Source organism: Clostridium sp. AM58-1XD, assembly GCF_003464085.1.
GTDB lineage: Bacteria > Bacillota > Clostridia > Lachnospirales > Lachnospiraceae > Lachnoclostridium_A.
The window spans coordinates 89,417-108,726 of the sequence record NZ_QSDR01000016.1; the positions used below are offsets into that span (position 1 = coordinate 89,417).

Sequence of the window (19,310 nt, forward strand, 5' to 3'; positions counted from 1 at the left end):
ATTCCTCCGGTCTGTCAGTCCATCAATTCTGCCAGTTTCTTATATCCCGATTCCGCTTCCAGCAGATATGCCGTCGCATCCGCAGAATTCATGTAAAGAGGCGTCGTATAATTTGCTTCTGCTGCCTTTACATACTCCGGATTTTCCACGACTTTTTCCAAAGCTGCCGAAAATTTATCTACAACAGCCTGATCCGTCTCTTTTGGCATAGCAAAAAAGAAATATTTATCAATACCAATTCCCAGATCATAGCCTTGTTCCTTTAAAGTAGGTATCTCCGGAAGCAGCTCATTTCTTTCATCACTCATCAGGCATAATGGGATAAAATCTCCATTTTCCACATAATCCCGAATCAAGCCGTACTGATTTCCCATAATGTCAATTTTACCAGCCAGGAGCTGCACTATCTTCTCTCCGTTGCTTTCGATATCTGTCAGATTAAAATCTACACCGAGCGCTTTCTCCAGAATCAGAGCGTTCGCATAGGAAAAACCGCCCGGCTGCATCGCCGGCAGTTCAATTGTTCCAGGATTTTCCTTTGCTGCCTGTATGAGCTCATCAACCGTCTGATAAGGCGAATCCTTTCTCGTCGCGAATACCAGCGTTGAGTCAAATACGCCAATCCCTGCAATCTTGAAATCTGATACTCCAAGGTCTGATACTCCAAACGCCTTTGGAAGAAAGGCTTCCGGATTGAAAAATAATACTGTATATCCGTCGGGGTCCGCATCGTAAACCTGTGACGTACCAATCGTTCCGCTGGCACCCGCAACGTTCACGACAACCACAGGGACGCCCAGCTCTTTTTCCAGATGGCTGACAAACAGCCGTGCAGCCGTGTCCGTATCTCCGCCTGCCTTAGCAGGTACAATAATCTGAATCGCTTTCTGCGGATAATCCGTATCCACTGCAGATGCCTTTTCTCCATCCGCCCCCTTTTTGCCGCCGTTTTCTTCTGATTTCTGTACACTCTCTGCCACCGATTCCTGCTGACCGTTTCCACGGCAAGCCGTTAAACTGCCCATCCCCAGTACAAGTGTTAATAACAGTGCTGCTCTCAGCCTCATAACTTTAGTTTCTCCTCTCCAAATTAAAGTATCTCTGCAAACGGGTTACTCTGATAAAATGTTTTTATAACTTCCCTTATTTCGTCTTCTGTTAGCCTTATGTATGGAAAGCCGGCAATTACCTCATCGTAATTATCTTTATAAAAAACATCGAATCCGGGAGTTTCGGATATCCAGGCTCTCTGTGCCGGACGAATAGTCACTTCAGGATTAAACAGCCACGCAAAATCAAACATTTTTTCCGGATGCCCCAGCGTAAAGCAGATCTTACCCATATATCTGTAGGACCGGATAGGGTCATCCTCTGTCAGCTTTTTCTTCCTTATCAGACCTTCTATATCAAACACACACGGCACTGCTCGTTCTACTGTCCAGCCGATCTTACGCATAGCTTCGATCGCATATATCTCCAGAATCTTGGGATCAAAACTGATCTCAAAATTGGGATGGACATGTGTGACGCTGTCGTCTGCAACGTACTGAAGAGCCTTTTTCCAATGCCATGAGTTGAAATACGTACGAATCGCTTCTTCTTCCCGCGGCCCTACCACTTTAAACGGAATATCATTTGTAAACTGATTCATGCATTCCCTGTCCCAGGAAAGCACATTTTTACCATGTTCTGACTCGGGAGCGCTCTCCGGCATGGCTTCCAGAACAGCATCCTCATTGAACCGGAAAATCATTTCCCAGTGTGGGCAGCCCGTCGGATGGATTCCATGGATGCAGCCCAGCTGATTTCTGGGAGACTGTGCATGCATACTCCTGTCCAGCGGACGGTTTACCGCCTCAAAATAGGCCGGTATAATGCTGTACATGGAATCCGGATGGATTGAGGTATCCACATACAGATGAGCGTGGTATACCTCTTCGCCGTAATTTCTGATCAAATGATGCTCCATAAAATCGCACCACTGTCTTCCTCTAAAATAATCGCTGACCCCTTTTACAAGGTGTTCTCTCATTTTTCTTGTTCCTCCTGCTTCTGCAGGTACACAAATCATACATCAGCCAATCGGCGGCGCAGAATATCCGGCAGCATAAGAAATGCTGGTCGCTGTATTCGCAAGTTCTGGAATAAGGCTCTTTAGCCCATCCGGATCGACTACGCTGTCAAAACTACCGATCGATACGCTAGCCGCTATTTTCCCTGTATAATCGTAAATCGGAGCGGCAACCGCATTCACATGCCTGATGTGTTCTTCTCTGCACCATGCAATTTTAGTGTGTCGGATTTCCTGAATTTCCTTCATCAGCTCACCTTTATCCGTAATCGAACGTTCCGTGTAGGCAGCCATTCCATTTTTCTCTAGCAGCCGGTCGATTTCTTCATCCTCTAGGCCGGCTAAAAGTACTTTTCCTACCGCTGTCGCATGGGCTTTTAATCTCGTCCCCGGATCAAATTCAAAGTGCGCAATCCCGCTTCCATTAAAGCGGTGTATGGAAAATACTTCTCCTCCTTCGATTACAGCCATATTGATATTCAGTTCCGGATGGCTGCTGTGAAGCGCCTGTAAAATAGGAAGAGCAATCCTTCTGATCTGCATGGAGTTGATCACGTTGTTGCATAACGGAAGAATCTTCAATGAAATCCTGAATTTTTCGGTTTCCGGATTGTAATGCAGATAACCGCAGTTCTGTAAGGTAGTGAGCGTACGGAAAGCCATATTGGCACTGATCCCTAATTCTTTCTGAATCATTACAGAAGACAGTTCATTTCCTATTGTTAAAAAGCAATCTAAAATGTGACATGCATTTTCGACTGAACTTATGTTGTAAGATGGTGATTTTTCTTTATTCATCTTATTCTCCTTACTCTTTTTTACTAAAGTACCATATTATCAAAGTAAAATCAATATTTTCAGTCGTTTTCAATCCTTTGTTTTGTTACACCTTCTTAATTGCAATAATTTTAAACTATAGTTTTATTTTATTTGCTATATCTAAATAATATCATATTATAATTTTAATATCAACCACTGGCATTCCAAAAAAGCATCCTGTTTTTTGTCTATTTTTCACAAATATACGAGTCAAAAGGCAGCCCTCGACAGGACTGCCCTTCATTTTTTTCTTTAATTGTTATTTTCAATCATTCTATCAGTTAATAAACAGCTGTGTCCAGTAATCTACTCCGGCTGCACTTCTGTAATGACCTACACCAATCTGTGTAAAGCTGGCATTCAGAATATTCGCTCTATGACCTGAACTGTTCATCCAGCTATTCATTACGTCTTCCGGAGACTTCTGACCATATGCAATATTCTCTCCCGATCCTCTGTAATTGACACCCGCCTCTGTAAGGGCAGTCGAAAAGCTCTTTCCATCCGGCCTCGTATGGGAGAAGGAAGATGTAATTTCCATTGCTCTCGTCTGCGCCGCATTCACCACACTGTTATTGACGGTAAGAGGACTGAGTCCCGCTTTTGCTCTCTCCTGATTGACAAGATTCACTACCTGATCTGCAAAAGCATCCTGATTTGTATCCGTATTCGGCCTGTTTATATCTGTATTCGGCCTGTTCTGGTTTGAATCATTCGGCTTTTCCATATCCGGGAAAATCGGAGAGGTCACATTTCCTCCGCCAATCTGAATTCCCGGAATTCCCTGAAAATTCACATCGCAGTCGGAATTTATGTTTCCACTGATCTGCCCGATCATTCCGGATACATCTCCCATGCTGCCGCCTCCTATCACAACAACTTTTCCGTTTCCGCCCGGAAGATCATATGTATTGGTCGCTGCATATGCTGCTACCGGAGCAATGCCCGGAGCTGCCATCACTGCAACTGCTGTAACTGCATAAATTAATAATTTCCTCATGGTAATTTCCTCCTTATTGTTACATAATTATTACATTTCTGTTACAAATGTATATTAACATATATTTTTTGGAAAATAACTAGGGAAACATTGGTAATTGCATCATCGCCGGCTGACATTTTAAAGAAGAATACGCCTGCGTACAGGCACTTGGTCACCAATCTTGAATAAGATACAGTATATTAATCCTGAAACGAGGTTTTATATATGAATACTGTGTCCTATATAAACGACCAGAACACCCCGGTCATTCCACTTCCGAATCCGGGCGAGGGCGGTCCTGTCGATGACGGTTTTACTATGCCGGACGACAACTTCCCGGTCATTCCACTTCCAAATCCCGGAGAAGGCGGTCCTGTGGCAGATCCTTCTGACGGCTCGAACATTCCGGTAATACCGCTTCCAAATCCGGGCGAAGGCGGTCCTGTGGCAGACGGCAATACTTCCGGTTCCTGGAATCCTCCTGGAATTCTGGGTTCTATTATCACAGTTTTCCCAAGACCGATTATCCCCTGTTTCTTCTGCAATACTACCCAGTACGGGACGGTTCGTTTCCTAAATGCTGCGGCAGGCTACAATCCATTTTTAATTTATATTAATAATCAGCTTGTCGTTAATTCTCTCGACAACGCTGATATCAGTCAGTACGGCCGCGTATCTTCAGGATCACAGACTATTACGGTATCAGGCATGAACGGATACGTATACATTCAGAAACAGATCAACGTCAGAGCAGGAAGCGCAATGACCGTAGCTATTATCAATACACAAAGCGGGCTGGATTTGATGACAATTAACGATACACAGTGTCAGTCTGGCTTTGGAACAGGCTGCTTCCGGGTTGCCAATCTCTCCGTTACAAACCAGAATCTGAATGTCTCCCTGAATAATTTCTTCAGTTTCCGCAATGTCACCTATAAAGAGGTTACAGGGTTCTCTTACATTACAACCGGCAATTATACCGTCCGCGTTTATAATAATCCGTCACTTACCGGGAATGCTCTCGTTACTTCCAGCATGACCCTTCGCTCCAATACAGCATATACGCTTTATATCTTTAACTGGAACCAGTCCAGAGATGCCATTCGTACACTGATTGTAGAAGACAGAAACTAAAACAGTGCTTTTTAGGAATATCCAACCTTTCTGTGGGAATAATACTTGTAAAGTTAGTAAAAATGGGCATAGAATTTTTATATTTGCTATAGTATAATAAAAAAATCTTAACATTTTATTAACGGTATTGTACTCTTGTTTTCGGTGTGATATAATCCGTAAAACACAGAAAGGTGGGATTCCATGAAACAATTCCTCGCTAAATACAAGCACGCCTGGGTTCTGCTGTATGGCTTTATCTATCTTCCATGGTTCTCCTATCTGGAACGGACCGTGACGAAAAATTATCATATCATGCACGTATCCATGGATGATTATATCCCATTTAACGAGTATTTTATCATTCCGTACCTGATTTGGTTTTTTTATGTTTCCGGAGCGATTCTGTATTTCTTCTTTCAGGAAAAAGGCAGTTATTACAGGCTCTGTTTCTTTCTCTTTACGGGAATGACCATCAGCCTTATCATCTGTACCATATTTCCTAACGGAACAGACTTCCGCCCGATGATCGATCCTGACAAGAATGTATTTTCATGGATCGTTTCCGCACTTTATCGTACCGATACATGTACGAATGTATTTCCAAGTATTCATGTTTACAATTCCATCGGCGTTCATATCGCTGTCATGCACAGCGAACGTTTAAAAAACCACCACTGGCTGAGGATTGGTTCTTTCATAGCCATGACCTCTATCTGTCTTTCAACCGTATTCTTAAAGCAGCATTCTGTGATCGACGGTTTTGCCTCCATCGCAATGGCTTACTGCCTGTACGGTATGACTTATGGAAAGGCTTATGGATACAGCCGAAGGAAAGCTGCCGAAAAAGCTCTTGGATAATTTCCAGTTAACTGAACAGATAAAAAAGAGGCCGTTGCATTCTTGCAGCAGCCTCTTTTTATAATATGCCTTGTTTAATTAAAACCAAAAAATCTCTGCGTAATCTTATAACCAGCTATAGAGACCTTTCTTCCGCCTTTTCCCGGCAGATTCATGCCCTGTCCCAAAAAGCCCCATCTCAGGCGCAGATAAAGAGCAATATTCATCTGCTTCAGATACTGCCACAGCTCCTTTTTCTTTTCCAGGTTTTCCTCGGTTCCTGATTTAATCGCCAGGATCGAAGACACTGTCATCATAATCTCCAGATATTTGATCATATAGCTGCGCAGCTTCCTGCACGGAATTTTCATCACATCGTAATATCCCAACATGAGCTTTGTCACGCGAATCTGCTGGTCAATCCGTCCGATCATCACCTGTTCATTGACAGACTGGTCTTCTCTTCCAATAAAATAACGATAGAAATTCACATCCAGATAATACAGCGTCTTTACATGAGGGAGCGGCTGATATACGAAGATATTGTCCACATAAAAGGTATGTTTCGGCAGCTCCAGGCCGCATTCCTGCAGAAGTTCCGTGCGGTAAATCACAGAATGCATCAGAATATACTGACCCGTCATGAATATCTTCACCTGGTCCCACGTAATCAGCTCTTCTTTTGGAAGAGCTGTTCTGTAATTCATGACTTTCTTCCGTTTCATGCCCTCTTTTTCATATACAAAATTGCTGACAAGCATATCCAGCGTTTCCTGCCCATACACAAATCTGCGGAGGGTGGCCAGAATTTCTCTGTATGCGTCTTCATTTACCCAGTCGTCACTGTCCACAACCTTGAAATAAATCCCTGTCGCATTTCTGAGTCCAGTATTGACCGCTTCTCCATGACCTCCGTTTTCCTGGTGAATCGCTTTGCATATACTCGGATACTTCTTTGCATACTCGTCTGCAATTTCTCCTGTCCTGTCCTTCGCCGAACCGTCATCTACAATCAGAATCTCTACCTCGTCGCCTCCCGGCAGAAGGCTTTCGATGCAGTGGCGCATGTAATTCTCCGAGTTGTAGCATGGAATCGCAACAGATAATAATTTCATGATGGTTCCTCCTGTTTTTATTTTATATCTAAATCCGGATTTTTGCCTCCGGACTGCTGTTTTCTTCACATCCATAAATCGTTTTAAACGTTTTTACTCCACCTTTTATCCCGCAGAGTGCAGGCAACTGCGCCCGCCAGTACGCAGCCGGAACATAGGCACCACGCAGCCGCGATGTTCTCCTGCATGCCTGTAATCACCGCACTTCCCATTGCTGCGACAGAAACGCCGTTGGCTGTCATATGCATAAGAAGCGGCGCTTTCATAGTTCCGTATACTTCTCTGACCAGGCAGAGCAGAAGTCCCAGAAAGAAGCCGTACACCCCCTGGATGATAGTTCCGTGTATATCCCGAACATCAGGGATGAAAGCACGGCCGAAGCAGCGAATCCCATCTCTCTCCTCAAATGCCCAAACAGAACCGCCCGAAACGCCCATTCTTCTCCGGCAGGCGCGGCCAGACATACAGTAATCACCTGCAGAAGAAACGGCCCTGTAAATATGCGTTCCCCCGTCTCTCTGTATGAACCGGCCATCCCAGAAGAAAACGGCAGTATCGATATAAGGGTATTAAAAAAATGCAGGCTGAAACAGCCAGCACGCATACACAGCCGGCACTTCCACACGTAAAATGTCTCTCTTCTTTAAAGTCTTCCCTTTTTTTAAGTCTTTTTCATATAGGCAGAAAAAAACAACGGCAGCGCCTGCTCCTGCCAGAGCTGTAACGAGCAGTCCGCTGTTTAGCTCTGTCCATATCCTGATTCTGCTGCCGAAAAGCCCGCATTGGACTAATAGAAACCAGATCAGCCAGCCGGACACAAATGCGATGAGTTCATATAAAACAATAGGAATCATACACCAAACCACTGTTTTTTTCCAACGCTTCATATAGATCCTTTCCGTCAGGAATTCAAACGTACTTTACTAGCTAAATGCTCTGCAATCCCCTGCCAAGTGTTCTCAGTATACCATATTTATTCTTCTCTTTCCAAGTACTTCTTGCTTTTTTTCCAGGGTATCACTATAATTATTATAAATTACTTTTAATACGAACATTAACTTCAGAAGAGAGGTATTTCCTATGGCAAAGAAACGACTCGTAATGGCTCTCGGCATGATGCGCTTGGCACAAACCTGCCGGAGCAGAAGGCTTCAGTTGCAAAAACCGCAAAGCTTATTGCTGACTTCATTCAGGACAGCTGGCAGGTTGCCGTTGTACACAGCAACGCACCTCAGGTAGGCATGATTCACGCGGCTATGAATGAATTTGGAAGAAACCATGAAGGCTATACTCCTGCACCGATGTCTGTCTGTTCAGCCATGAGTCAGGGCTATATTGGATATGACCTTCAGAACGGAATCCGCACGGAGCTTATCAAACGAGGGATCTACAAACCGGTATCAACCATTCTTACTCAGGTCACCGTCGATCCATACGACGAATCTTCTTATATTCCGGTAAAGAAAATAGGACGTTTTATGACTGCTGAAGAGGCAAAAGAAGAAGAGGCAAAGGGTAACTATGTTACCGAGGTTCCCGGACAGGGGTTCTGCCGTATTGTCGCCGCTCCAAAGCCTGTAGCAATCGTTGAAATCGATGCAGTAAAAGCGCTTCTCGATGCGGACCAGATCGTAATCGCCTGCGGCGGAGGCGGAATTCCCGTTATGGAACAAGGATCTACGCTGAAAGGAGCCAGCGCCGTCATTGAAAAGGATCTGGCCAGCGGTCTGCTGGCACAGGAGGTCGATGCGGATGTGCTGATGATTCTTACTGACGTAGATGAAGTTGCCTTAAATTATGGAGGATCTGATGAGCGCCTTCTGACCGAAATAACTGTAAAGGAAGCTGAAAAATACCTGGAAGACGGCCAGTTCGGCACCGACACAATGGCGCCAAAAATTCTCGCTGCCATATCTTTTCTGGAATCAGGAAAAGGTCGTTCCGTTCTCATCACTTCACAGGCAAAAGCCAAAGAAGCCATGGCCGGAAAATGCGGCACACGAATTACAGAATAATCCCAGGGACTGATCAATCATGCTGTTCTAATTCAGACAAAAACAGGGGCTGTTGAAAGGCAGATCATTCATCTGCGTTTACAACAGCCCCTGTTTTTGTGATTTATTATGCTCTTTATTTTGTGCTTTATTTTTATCCTTTATTCCTGGACTTAAATGGATTATCTGTAAAGCCCCTTCATCGCTGCAGCCAGCTTTTCCGGATCTGTCATGGTCCTCATGGCCTTTTGCTTTTCTTCATCGAAATCTCTCATCTTCTTTGCCCGTTCCAATACTTCTTTCAGATATTTTCTCGGGAATTTCACGGCCCCATTCTCATCCATATGGATAATTTCCATCGGAGCCACGTCCATGCCGCAGATAGAAACGGGTACATTTACCGCCTGTATGGAAAGTGTTCCATGGCCTGCCACAGTACCCGGGAACAGGCACTGCACCTTCATCGGGCGCATTTCATCCGCGTCCCTCGCCGGCGCATCTCCAATAACTCCAACTACCCCCAGCTGTTTAAATGCAGTCATCATGTTTCCACCGATCAGAGCATTACGGTTTTTCATTTTCTCAGTAAAATTTTCTTTCAGGAGAAGGATCACCGGCCCTTCCGCCTCTTTGATTTCTACCAGAATATCCTTAAACTCCAGCTCGTTAAAAGCAGAATCGGGCATACCGTAAACAGCGGTAACTGCGTAGCCGCAGCGCGGCCCCAACTCCGGATACATACATCTCAGCCTGTTATCCGTATACCAATCGATTTCCTGGGGATTATAAAGTCCCAGGCAAAGTTCATTTGCCGGATACGTAGCTACTACATTCGTAATTGTAGGCGTATCGAATTGTTCCAGTTCCTTCATAACTGCTATTTCTTCTTCACGAGTCAGCTTGCTGATTCCCATATTGTCCACCCTTCCATTTACCTGTTATTACAGCGCTTTAATTTCATTCCAAATAACATCTTCTACGAAAATACCCTTTTCATCGTGTTCTTTACGGAAATTGACATAGTCATCTCCAGGAGCAAAAATTCCGGTAGAATTTTCTGACAGCTTTGCACTCTTTAAATGATGAACAGCCTTCTCAATTTCCCTGTCCATCCGATCTCCATCCACCGTCTTCTTGGGATCGATCAGAATCATCACCTGAGACGCGCCCCCACAGCTTCCCTTGCCTACATGATCGATGTCTGAAGCGCCGATACCGTCTGTCAGAAGGGTTGCCAGCAGGTCCAGCATAAAGGAAAAGCTGGAGCCTTTCCAGTAGCCGATCGGAATCATACGGCGTGTCTTTTCAATCGTACCCGGATCATCCGTAATCGTTCCGTTCTCATCAAAGCCCCCCGGAAACGGAAGTTTTTTTCCGGCCAGTCTGAGCATGGCCAGTTTACCATATGCATACTGGGAAATCGCCATGTCGAGCATCATCGGCGCTTTTCCCTCTCTGCCTGGAACAGCCATAACAAATGGGTTGTTGCCTAGGCGGCACTCCTTTGCCCCCCACGGCGGCATGACGGATTCCGTATTCGTCCACATGATCGCAATATAACCACGGTTTGCTGCGTACAATCCATAGCTTCCCCCACGCATCCAGTGAGTCGTATTCTTTAATCCGACCATTCCGATCCCGTACTGATCTGCCAGCTTCATTCCTTCCTCTACTCCGAACATCGCGTTCAGCACGCCCGGGCCCATATTGCCGTTATATATACGGATGGCGCCACAGTCCTTTTCCAGAACGGGTTCCGCATTGATGTCTACCCATCCTTTTTTAATGTAATCGACAAACCGTGCTACTCGGCCTGTGCCATGGGAATAAATTCCGTCATATGTGGATTCCGTATGTACTCTTGCACAGATTTCCGCCTTTTCTTCACTCATGCCGTATTTCATGAAAACGCGCTTAATCTCATCCTTTATCTCATCAAATGATAATCTCATAATTCTCTCCTTCTTGCCTGTTCCTCTTACTTCACCAGGCCATTCTGAGCCATCAGATCAATCAGTTCATCTCCTTCTTTTGTAAGGAAGTTCTGCAAAATCCTGAGCTCCAGCCCGAGACTGAAATCTCTGACTCCCAGGTCCAGATAATATCGTGCCTCTTCTGCACTGTTCAGCTCACATCTTGGACGAATTCCATGACGGATAGCCGTTTCGATCACCTTTTTCTCTGCCTCCTGTACCCGTTTTTTGTCATCCTTCATATTGAATCCGGAGCTCAGTGCGAAATCATTCGGTCCAAACTGGATCATGTCAATTCCCGGTATGGAGCAGAACTCTTCGATGCAGTCAACCGTTTCCTTCTTTTCTACCATAAATGCCTTTACGGTTGCTGCTGCCATATCCGCATATTCATCCTGGGATGAGACGCTCTGGTACCCGATCCATCTCCTTGCAGCATAGCCCATCTTTCCTCCGTAGGCCGGACATTTTGGAAGAATCATCTTAATTGTTTCTTCCACCTCTTCCGGTGCGGTGTGATCTGTAAAAAGAATGGACTGAAATCCGGAAGCAACGGCTTTCTGCGCTGCAAATCCTCTGTCCTGGTAGTCAACCTTCATCATACTGCCCATGTTATGGAGCTCTGCTGCCCGCACCATATTTTCCATGTCATACTGGTCATAAGGCGCGTACTCGGCAACAAATTCGATGTAATCATATCGTCCTACCGCTCCTACGGCCTCTGTTACGAGAGGCCACGTAGAATGGAGCCTTGTGCTCAATGTAGGTCTGCCGCTGTCCAAAAGCATGCGGAATTTATTTTCTTTTACCATGATGTCCTCCAAATTAAGCTGCTGCTTTTGCAGCCTTCAGCTTTTTAATTTCTCCGTATGCTGTATAAGCTACCGTAATAACCGTACAGATCAGGAATAAAGCAGCGATTGGTGACTGGACGATCGGAAGGAACCTGCCGTCTGTCTTCATCAGCGACCGCCTCAAATACAGCTCCAGCAGCGGAGCCAGAATAAATCCGACTACCAGCGGGGCCAGCGGATATTTATGCTTCTTCAGCACATACCCCAGAACACCAAATAATACCATGATCAGAATGTCAAGCGTATTATTGTTTGCGCAGTATGATCCTACGAAACAGCAAACAATTACAACCGGAAGAAGCAGGGTTGACGGCACCGACAGCATTTTGGTAAATATGGGCAGTCCAAAATATTCGATAACAAAGAACAGGATGTTCGCAACAATAAAGGCTGCCAGAATGGCATATACCAGCGCTCCGCTTGTCTTAAAGAGCAGCGGTCCCGGAGCGATATCATGCATTTGGAATCCGGCTAATATGATGGAAGTGGCATTATCACCTGGAATACCGAGTGTCAGAAGGATAATAACCGCTCCGCCGACCGTCGCATTATTGGCTGTTTCAGAAGCAACGACACCATCGATAATACCCGTTCCGAATTTTTCCGGATATTTGGAAGTCTTTTTTGCATAAGAGTAAGCCATCAGATTGCTGACATTTCCTCCGAGTCCTGGAAGAATACCGATAACAAGTCCAATGATTGCACACGGAATTGCCGTTTTCAGCTGATAGAGAAATTCTGATACGCTTAACCCAAAGCCTTTCGTCGCCTTCTGCGGAATCTCAGAAATGTCAAAGACCTTGGAACTGTCCGCCTTGCTTCTGGCTGTCATCATAATCTGGGATACGGCAAAGAGGCCGATCAGTACGGGTACAAGGCTGAAGCCGTTTGACAGCTTTGTTACGCCGAATGTATAACGGTAAACAGAACTCAAACCATCTGTTCCGACAAATGCCAGCGCGATACCAAGGCAACAGGAAATCAGTCCCTTCACCATACTTCCCTCTGACAGGGCGGAAACCGTCGTTAATGCGAATAAGATAATTGCAAAATAGTCATAAGAACTGAATTTTAATGCAACTCTTGCAATGTGAGGCCCTACAAAGGACAGGACCAGCGCGCCGAAAATACCACCGATAAACGAAAAGAGAATCGCAGTTCCCAAAGCTCTTTTTGCCTCGCCTTTTTTAGCCATTGGAAATCCGTCGAAGCACGTTGCGATCGAAGACGGCGTACCCGGTATTCCTAAAAGGATTGCTGAAATAAGTCCGCCGGAGCAGCCGCCGACATACACAGCCATCAGGAAAGAAAGGCCATTGATCGGCTCCATACCAAAGGTAAACGGGAGCATGATCGCAAGTGCGGTAAATGCGGACAGTCCTGGAAGCGCTCCGATAATTAATCCGCCGAAAACACCGACAAACATCAGAAGCAAGGTGGTTACATTCATAAGTGATTGAAATCCATGTATTAATTCCATATTAAATACCTCTCCTTCTGTTAGAATAACTTACCTGCCGGAAGTGCAATCGAGAATACCTTCCAGAAGATCGTGTTGATAAAAATAGGAACGAAAACTGCAACCAGAGCTAAAATAACGACTTTCTTTTTATTTTTAAAGTCATCCTTGGACATCAGAATTGCGCTCTGGCACAGCAGGTATATAATGGACGTAATTGTAAAACCGATCTGAAGGACCAGCACATAGTATGCGAACAGCGCTGCTACGGTCAGGACCAGAGACATGTTCAGTCTGTTCTTTCCTTCTTTATCGGAAGACTTTTCTTTTTCCACTTCACCCTTTTTTACAAATGATATGGCGCCGATTAATTGAACTACAGCCAGAAAGGCGATTAAAAAAGCGATCATTCTCGGAAAAAATCTGGAACCGAGAATGTCCGAGGTTGTAGGCGGAATCCAGTAAGAACCTACAAATAGAAATACTGCAAATGCGATAAAAGCAATCGCTGAACATATGTCATTGCGTTTTTCTTTCATAATTGATCTCCTTTTGATAAAAGGAAAGGAGACGGAACGTATTTTTACGTTTCCGCCCCCTCCTTTAACTTTTATGTTTTTGTCGTTACACGTGGCCGTGTTTTCGGGAAACCCGAACTCCGCTTCGCTACTGCTGCTCGAGGAATGCATCCTTGTATGGAAGCAGGGTTTCTTCATACATTTTGTTTGCGAACTCCTGAGCTTCTTCTCCCGGCATAAAATCTACTGTCAGATAATAGCCTTCCATTGCAGATACAAATTCTTCATCCTCAGAGGCCTTCTTAACCAGTTCTGTAAGCGCTGCTACTGTTTCGTCCGGAACTTCAGGACCTGTAGCTACCCAGAAGAACTTGCTGAAGTCAACGTCTTTTAAGCCATAATCAGAAGCCATCGGTACGTCTGCAAGAAGTTCGTTCTTTTCAGCGCCTAACAGACACATCGGGATGAATTCTCCTGTTGTAAAGTAATCGGTTGCAAGTGCATAAGAGATATTGATAACGTCTGTCTGCTCGCCTAAAAGTGCCGTCATCTTAGCTGCGTTGTTTCCAACGTCTACAAACTTCAGTCCAGCTTCCCATTCTTTGTTCATTGCGATACCACAGATCTGGTTGGAAGCGCCGATCTTTCCGCCGTATTCAATGGTATTCGGAGCTGCTTTTGAAGCCTTTAAAAGGTCTTCCAGTGTATTCCATCCGGAGTTTTTATTAACTGCAAGTACCGTCGTATTGTCGATAACCGGGATAGCGATTGTCTTAAAGCTGTCAATATTGATCTGGGAAGTTCCCTGCATATATGGAACAAAGAGATCGGTTCCGTTTACAATTAATGTATTGCCGTCCGGCTTTGCGTCCAGGCATTCCTGCATTCCCATAACGGTTGCACCGCCGTCTACGTTCTTAACCACGACGTTAACGCCTGCGTATTTCTGCATAGCCTGTGCAAGAAGACGTGTATTTCTGTCTGTATCTCCGCCGGCTTTTACAGGGCAGATAATTGTAATCGTATCTTTGAATTCGTAGCTGCCTTCTGCTGCTTCTCCTTCTTCTGCTTTCGTATCCTCTGTTTTTGCTTCTTCTGCTTTTGTATCCTCTGCTTTTGCTTCCGTCTTTGCCTCTGAACTTGCAGGTGCTGCCTCTTTTGAGCCGCATCCAGCCATCATGGATACTGCAAGCGCTGTTCCAAGAATAATGCTAAAAACTTTCCTTCTCATAATTTCCTCCATACTCTTTGAATTTTCACTTTACATATGCTATAATAGTGCATAATTGTAATCTGATTTGCGTGTTCGTTTATGGCATGTTTTCAATACCGTCTCACTTTTACACGATAGAGCCGTTCTGCAGAAGCTGTCTATTTTGTACATCAGCCATGTTCTATTTATACCACGAATTATAAATTTTTACCAATACATAAGATTGATACCCTCAATAGAATTTTTCGATTGGCACAAACATTGCTAAGGAGATGACATCTTGGATACAAAATACCTAACTTACATTATTACCATTGCAGAAGAAAAAAACATGACGAAAGCGGCGGAAAAGCTCTTTGTCTCTCAGTCCTCTCTAAGCTACTATCTCTCCAAACTGGAGCACGAAATAGGTACTCCTCTCTTTCTGCGGGTAAAGAACGAGTTTCTTCTCACTCCTGCCGGACAAATGTACATCGAGTCAGCGCGCGAGGTTGTTGCCATCAAAGAACGTCTCTATCAAAATATTTCAAATCTGGATAACCGGGCCCATATCATCATTTCCACCACTTCCGTCTGGGGAAACCGTATGCTGGCAGATATCATACCTCAGATTCAAGAGGTCTTTCCCGATGTCACTTTTGAATTATCACAGAAGGAAATTAGCATCCTGGCAAAAGAAATTTCTGATGGAGCCATTGATTTTGCATTATTGTCCGTAGCTTCTAAAAGCGAGCTGGACGATATGACAGAAGTCCTCAGGGAAGAAGAGCTTCTGTTTGCCGTACCTACCAATCATCCATATGTACGCTCCCATCCCGGAAATACCATATTCAGAAGGGAACTTGTCTCTAGTTTCCGCGGCGAAACTTTTTACCTGTCTAAAAAAGGCACTGCTAATCGCTACGTAGCCGACCGGCTCTTCATGGAATACACTAATTCCATAGTTTCACATATCTGTGAAATAACCGGCCTTCCTCTAACATGCGATATGGTTGCCCAGGGAACCGGCGTAGCTTTTATCCCAATTTCCGGCCGTTCACGGGAAAAGCAGATTCACTATTACTCCGTACAACCAAAACTCTATCGGTATAATATACTGGTACACCGGAAAAATCTTGTGCTGAACAAGCCGGAGCAGGCTTTTTGTGATCTTGTTAAAAATTACTTTAAAAAATAAAGCTTCTCCAGAATAGCCGGACGCAGAATCCTGGTTTTCGTACTTAAACGTAAAAAAAGGCCTGTACCGCGGCATCATATCTCCGCAGCACAGACCTGTTTCTGATTCCTCTATAAAATTAACTTCATGTAAATCACATCATCCATAGGATTATCATAATATGCAGCTGTCTCATCAAATCCATATTTCCTGTACAGCCGTACCGCACTTTCCAGCGGTTTAATCGTATCCAATACCATTTCCCTGAATCCATTCCGTTTTGCAATCTGAATTATCGCCTCGATCAGATTTTGACCAGCATTCATTTTTCTGAATTCTGGTTTTACATACAGCCGTTTCATCTCACATCGGCTGTCCGTATGCCTGTGAAAGGCGACGCAGCCGATGACCTGGCCCTCATCCGTTACTGCAGCCAGAATTTCTCCGTTTGGGCTCGTATATTTCCCTTTCAGATCGCACAGCTCTTCTGTCAAATTCTGAAAAGCCAGATCCCTGCCAAGTGATTCCGTATACTCTATAATCAGATCCTTAATCTCATCCAGATAAAAATTACCATCTACTATTTTCATATTTCACGATTCCTATGCCATTTTTCCCGACTCTAAGCTGATGATAAGCGCTCCCTTATCGGGCTTTGCGGTACATTTCCACAACATCTTCTCTCGTCACATCAAACGCTGAACTTTTGATATTTTTTGCCTTCATGGCAATATCCGCAAATTTCTGAATCTCCTCATCCGTCATAGCCGTCTTTTCCTGGAGCAGTTCGTCCATCATCCGTGACAGTTCTGCAGAGTCCTTCATTCCCATCGCCTCAAGAATCTGTGCAGCTGTTTCCGGTATCCTCTCTTCAGCAAATTTCAGGAAGCTGCCCAAAAGCAGACCATTTGCTCTTCCATGGTCATCTCCCTTGAAATATGTCAGTTCATATCCCAGAGAATGAACGGCTGTCGTACCTGTATGGGCAATTACCATGCCTCCGAGAGTAGAGCCGTACAGTAGTTTTTCTCTCACATCTAAAGAAATCTCATTTTCAGACAGAAGATCATCAAAGCAGCTGCATATGTACCGGATGCTCTCTTTTGCCAAAATGTTCGTAATACTGGTGGCCTTTTTTGAAATCATCCCTTCCATAGAATGGGATAAGGCATCCACCGCCGTATTAATGGTAGTTCTTCTTCCCATCTGTTCCATATATCTGGCATCCAAAAATGAAACCTTCGGGAAGATCAACGGTGAAGTTACGCTCGTCTTCGTCTGGAGCCTGTCGTTCATCAGCACAGCTGCCTTTGTAACTTCTGATCCTGTTCCGGCAGTAGTCGGAATCATAACCATCGGAGGAAGGCAGTCTTCATAATTTCCCGAGAATAGGTCTTCTTCTCTAATATCCTGGCTGTAAAGCAGCCCGATTACTTTAGCCGCATCCATCGGCGAACCGCCGCCGATCCCGATTACGAAATCAGCACCGCATGCTTTCATTTTTTCCGCACCCCTGTAGACAACCTCAACCGTGGGATTGCTCATAACTTCGTCAAACACTTCATAACTGATTCCGCACTCATCCAGCGCCGCTGTTACATCGTCCTGGGAGCCATTCTTCTTGGCAGAGGATTTTCCTGTCACAATAAATGCCTTTTTCCCCATAGATTTCCACACTTCCGGATGATTTCGCACACAGCCTTTTCCCTGTATCACTCTCGTCGGCATATAAAATTCAAAATTCATTTCTGGCAACCTCCTACAGCATCTTTTTCTTTTTAAATATAATGATTTCCAGTACGATAATACAAATACTGACCACCACGATAACCGTGTATCCATAGGGCCATTTTAGCTCCGGCATATTGGTAAAATTCATTCCGTACCATCCCACCAGAATGCTCAACGGCAGAAACAGCGTCGTGACGATCGTGAGCATGTTCATATTTTTATTCTGTTCCAGATCAATTTTGTTCTGGTACATTTCCCTCAGCTGGTTTAAATATTCCCGTAGAAAATCTACATGGTCGTGCAGACGTCCAGCGCGGGAGGCAAATGTTCCGAATACGTTCTGTTCCTCGGGCTGAAAAATACCGCCGGTATCGGCCTGAAGATTTTCTCCAACATCGATCAGCTGCTCATAATAGGAATGCAGCGTCATCAGTTCCTTCCGGTATTTTAAAATCTTCTCAAAGAACCGATCAGGCACACGGTTTGCTTTTAAAAGAGAATCCTCAATTCCCATGAGCCTCTCTTCCATCTTTTCCAGGGAAATGCCGTCGTAAGCAGTCAGCTCCATCAGCAGAACTGCCAGAAACGCGCCTACGGTCCTGTCTTTCCCTTCGTCAGCTTCTCTTCCCTTCATCTGGGTGAGTATTTCCGCCTCGCCGACGAACATGACCTTTTCTTTTGTCAGACAGCAGCCGAATTTCTGTTTTTTTCCTAAAATATCTCTTTTATCCGGAATCGAAAACGTGCCGATCATGCATTTGCCGAACGTCTCCATTTTACAGTAATGCACATGACCCATGGACTTTTTCAGAGCTTCGCCATGAGGATAAGAATCCGCTGCTTTTTCAAAATCCTTCAGGCTGATAAACTCTATTTTTCCATCTTTATCAAAAACATCTTCCGGTTTACTGCCCATTTCTCATTTTTCTCCTGCCTGGCATATTTCATCATAACTAAAATAACTCATATTATGATGCTGGGGGCAAAAGGTCTTTGCCTCTGGTATTATATTATCATATTATTTTCTCTATTACATCCTTAATCTCAGGTTATGATGAACTTGATTAAGGAAATCAACGATAAGGCAGACTACCGAACAGTCCATACGTCCGGAGAAATCTCCTTGATCTATAGGAATTTAATAAATTTTGCAGCAGCACATATTAGCGGATTCGTCCGTACAATAAGTAAAATTAACGTCAATATATGCTGTTTTCATTTCACGCTCCTCCCCCCTGTATCCTTTAAATCGAAATATTTACTACATAATAGTATAGATCAAAGAACAGACACATTCAAGCAGTTTCATGTCTCTGTCAAGAACTCCTAAAATGAAATTTTAAATTCCGCTCCCATATTCCCCAGTGGAATTTACTTTCGCACAGTTGATATTTACTCTTTCATATATTAGTGATACGGTTATGTCTCCTTCTGACAGCAGTAGAAGGACATTTTATGAGCAACTATATTCC

Annotated in this window: 19 protein-coding genes and 1 pseudogene; 4 read left to right on the forward strand and 16 right to left on the reverse strand. The window is 44.4% G+C overall.

Annotated elements, in window-relative coordinates:
- Positions 1–14: 14 nt before the first annotated feature.
- The 4 genes from DXA13_RS11535 to DXA13_RS11550 form a co-directional block, all read right to left on the reverse strand.
- The gene (locus DXA13_RS11535) at positions 15–1,067 is read right to left on the reverse strand and encodes a tripartite tricarboxylate transporter substrate binding protein (RefSeq protein WP_118244563.1); all 1,053 of its coding nucleotides are present in this window, start codon (positions 1,065–1,067) and stop codon (positions 15–17) included.
- Between the two features lie 23 nt (positions 1,068–1,090).
- Positions 1,091–2,032, reverse strand: coding sequence for a hypothetical protein (locus DXA13_RS11540; RefSeq protein ID WP_118244565.1), 942 nt, complete (start codon positions 2,030–2,032; stop codon positions 1,091–1,093).
- 42 nt (positions 2,033–2,074) lie between these two features.
- Entirely contained in the window at positions 2,075–2,869 is a 795-nt protein-coding gene (locus DXA13_RS11545; RefSeq protein WP_118244567.1) for an IclR family transcriptional regulator, read from the reverse strand.
- A 298-nt stretch (positions 2,870–3,167) separates the two neighbouring features.
- The gene (locus tag DXA13_RS11550) at positions 3,168–3,890 is read right to left on the reverse strand and encodes a CAP domain-containing protein (RefSeq protein ID WP_118244569.1); all 723 of its coding nucleotides are present in this window, start codon (positions 3,888–3,890) and stop codon (positions 3,168–3,170) included.
- 207 nt (positions 3,891–4,097) lie between these two features.
- On the opposite strand from DXA13_RS11550, the gene DXA13_RS11555 reads away from it, so the two are divergent.
- Positions 4,098–5,006, forward strand: coding sequence for a DUF4397 domain-containing protein (locus DXA13_RS11555; RefSeq protein WP_118244571.1), 909 nt, complete (start codon positions 4,098–4,100; stop codon positions 5,004–5,006).
- A gap of 183 nt (positions 5,007–5,189) precedes the next feature.
- Complete coding sequence (locus DXA13_RS11560) at positions 5,190–5,846, forward strand: phosphatase PAP2 family protein (protein ID WP_118244573.1); 657 nt, start codon at positions 5,190–5,192, stop codon at positions 5,844–5,846.
- A 74-nt stretch (positions 5,847–5,920) separates the two neighbouring features.
- On the opposite strand, the gene DXA13_RS11565 is transcribed toward DXA13_RS11560, so the two are convergent.
- The 3 genes from DXA13_RS11565 to DXA13_RS11580 form a co-directional block, all read right to left on the reverse strand.
- Entirely contained in the window at positions 5,921–6,940 is a 1,020-nt protein-coding gene (locus DXA13_RS11565) for a glycosyltransferase family 2 protein (protein ID WP_118244575.1), read from the reverse strand.
- Between the two features lie 83 nt (positions 6,941–7,023).
- Positions 7,024–7,404 carry a hypothetical protein gene (locus tag DXA13_RS21780; RefSeq protein ID WP_243009087.1) on the reverse strand — a complete coding sequence of 127 codons (381 nt, stop codon included), beginning with the start codon at positions 7,402–7,404 and terminating at the stop codon, positions 7,024–7,026.
- Between the two features lie 105 nt (positions 7,405–7,509).
- Complete coding sequence (locus DXA13_RS11580; RefSeq protein WP_118244581.1) at positions 7,510–7,827, reverse strand: hypothetical protein; 318 nt, start codon at positions 7,825–7,827, stop codon at positions 7,510–7,512.
- A 193-nt stretch (positions 7,828–8,020) separates the two neighbouring features.
- Between DXA13_RS11580 and arcC the strand changes: the two are divergent.
- Positions 8,021–8,955, forward strand: a pseudogene (gene arcC, locus DXA13_RS11585) (carbamate kinase).
- 161 nt (positions 8,956–9,116) lie between these two features.
- On the opposite strand, the gene DXA13_RS11590 reads toward arcC, so the two are convergent.
- From DXA13_RS11590 to DXA13_RS11615, 6 genes are all read right to left on the reverse strand, one after another.
- On the reverse strand, positions 9,117–9,848 hold the full coding sequence (locus tag DXA13_RS11590; RefSeq protein WP_181995637.1) for an RraA family protein: 732 nt from the start codon (positions 9,846–9,848) through the stop codon (positions 9,117–9,119).
- A 27-nt stretch (positions 9,849–9,875) separates the two neighbouring features.
- A complete protein-coding gene (gene yiaK, locus DXA13_RS11595) occupies positions 9,876–10,886 on the reverse strand; it encodes a 3-dehydro-L-gulonate 2-dehydrogenase (protein WP_118244583.1) in 1,011 nt (336 codons plus the stop codon).
- 26 nt (positions 10,887–10,912) lie between these two features.
- Entirely contained in the window at positions 10,913–11,719 is an 807-nt protein-coding gene (locus tag DXA13_RS11600) for an aldolase/citrate lyase family protein (protein ID WP_181995638.1), read from the reverse strand.
- Between the two features lie 13 nt (positions 11,720–11,732).
- A complete protein-coding gene (locus tag DXA13_RS11605; protein WP_118244585.1) occupies positions 11,733–13,241 on the reverse strand; it encodes a tripartite tricarboxylate transporter permease in 1,509 nt (502 codons plus the stop codon).
- A gap of 20 nt (positions 13,242–13,261) precedes the next feature.
- Complete coding sequence (locus DXA13_RS11610; RefSeq protein ID WP_181995639.1) at positions 13,262–13,759, reverse strand: tripartite tricarboxylate transporter TctB family protein; 498 nt, start codon at positions 13,757–13,759, stop codon at positions 13,262–13,264.
- A 127-nt stretch (positions 13,760–13,886) separates the two neighbouring features.
- Positions 13,887–14,969, reverse strand: a complete 1,083-nt coding sequence (locus tag DXA13_RS11615) for a tripartite tricarboxylate transporter substrate binding protein (RefSeq protein WP_118244589.1) — start codon at positions 14,967–14,969, stop codon at positions 13,887–13,889.
- Positions 14,970–15,231: 262 nt separating this feature from the next.
- On the opposite strand from DXA13_RS11615, the gene DXA13_RS11620 reads away from it, so the two are divergent.
- Positions 15,232–16,128: a LysR family transcriptional regulator gene (locus DXA13_RS11620; protein WP_118244591.1), complete on the forward strand. Its 897-nt coding sequence runs from the start codon at positions 15,232–15,234 to the stop codon at positions 16,126–16,128.
- Between the two features lie 110 nt (positions 16,129–16,238).
- Here DXA13_RS11620 and DXA13_RS11625 read toward each other — a convergent pair whose 3' ends face one another.
- From DXA13_RS11625 to DXA13_RS11635, 3 genes are read right to left on the reverse strand one after another with little or no spacing between them, the layout of a single operon-like run.
- On the reverse strand, positions 16,239–16,697 hold the full coding sequence (locus DXA13_RS11625) for a GNAT family N-acetyltransferase (protein ID WP_118244593.1): 459 nt from the start codon (positions 16,695–16,697) through the stop codon (positions 16,239–16,241).
- Positions 16,698–16,752: 55 nt separating this feature from the next.
- Positions 16,753–17,853: an iron-containing alcohol dehydrogenase family protein gene (locus DXA13_RS11630; RefSeq protein WP_118244595.1), complete on the reverse strand. Its 1,101-nt coding sequence runs from the start codon at positions 17,851–17,853 to the stop codon at positions 16,753–16,755.
- 13 nt (positions 17,854–17,866) lie between these two features.
- Positions 17,867–18,754 (reverse strand): CorA family divalent cation transporter, encoded by an 888-nt coding sequence (locus DXA13_RS11635; protein ID WP_118244597.1) that lies wholly within the window; start codon positions 18,752–18,754, stop codon positions 17,867–17,869.
- Positions 18,755–19,310 lie beyond the last annotated feature (556 nt).

Bases quoted from the DNA above. Each gene is read 5' to 3' on its own strand.
- DXA13_RS11565 (WP_118244575.1), bottom strand. From the start codon at position 6,940: ATGAAATTATTATCTGTTGCGATTCCATGCTACAACTCGGAGAATTAC.
- DXA13_RS11555 (WP_118244571.1), top strand. From the start codon at position 4,098: ATGAATACTGTGTCCTATATAAACGACCAGAACACCCCGGTCATTCCA.
- DXA13_RS11545 (WP_118244567.1), bottom strand. From the start codon at position 2,869: ATGAATAAAGAAAAATCACCATCTTACAACATAAGTTCAGTCGAAAAT.
- yiaK (WP_118244583.1), bottom strand. From the start codon at position 10,886: ATGAGATTATCATTTGATGAGATAAAGGATGAGATTAAGCGCGTTTTC.
- DXA13_RS11630 (WP_118244595.1), bottom strand. From the start codon at position 17,853: ATGAATTTTGAATTTTATATGCCGACGAGAGTGATACAGGGAAAAGGC.
- DXA13_RS11560 (WP_118244573.1), top strand. From the start codon at position 5,190: ATGAAACAATTCCTCGCTAAATACAAGCACGCCTGGGTTCTGCTGTAT.
- DXA13_RS11580 (WP_118244581.1), bottom strand. From the start codon at position 7,827: ATGAAGCGTTGGAAAAAAACAGTGGTTTGGTGTATGATTCCTATTGTT.
- DXA13_RS11535 (WP_118244563.1), bottom strand. From the start codon at position 1,067: ATGAGGCTGAGAGCAGCACTGTTATTAACACTTGTACTGGGGATGGGC.
- DXA13_RS11610 (WP_181995639.1), bottom strand. From the start codon at position 13,759: ATGAAAGAAAAACGCAATGACATATGTTCAGCGATTGCTTTTATCGCA.
- DXA13_RS11550 (WP_118244569.1), bottom strand. From the start codon at position 3,890: ATGAGGAAATTATTAATTTATGCAGTTACAGCAGTTGCAGTGATGGCA.
- DXA13_RS11605 (WP_118244585.1), bottom strand. From the start codon at position 13,241: ATGGAATTAATACATGGATTTCAATCACTTATGAATGTAACCACCTTG.
- DXA13_RS11590 (WP_181995637.1), bottom strand. From the start codon at position 9,848: ATGGGAATCAGCAAGCTGACTCGTGAAGAAGAAATAGCAGTTATGAAG.
- DXA13_RS11600 (WP_181995638.1), bottom strand. From the start codon at position 11,719: ATGGTAAAAGAAAATAAATTCCGCATGCTTTTGGACAGCGGCAGACCT.
- DXA13_RS11625 (WP_118244593.1), bottom strand. From the start codon at position 16,697: ATGAAAATAGTAGATGGTAATTTTTATCTGGATGAGATTAAGGATCTG.
- DXA13_RS11635 (WP_118244597.1), bottom strand. From the start codon at position 18,754: ATGGGCAGTAAACCGGAAGATGTTTTTGATAAAGATGGAAAAATAGAG.
- DXA13_RS21780 (WP_243009087.1), bottom strand. From the start codon at position 7,404: ATGTCTGGCCGCGCCTGCCGGAGAAGAATGGGCGTTTCGGGCGGTTCT.
- DXA13_RS11540 (WP_118244565.1), bottom strand. From the start codon at position 2,032: ATGAGAGAACACCTTGTAAAAGGGGTCAGCGATTATTTTAGAGGAAGA.
- DXA13_RS11615 (WP_118244589.1), bottom strand. From the start codon at position 14,969: ATGAGAAGGAAAGTTTTTAGCATTATTCTTGGAACAGCGCTTGCAGTA.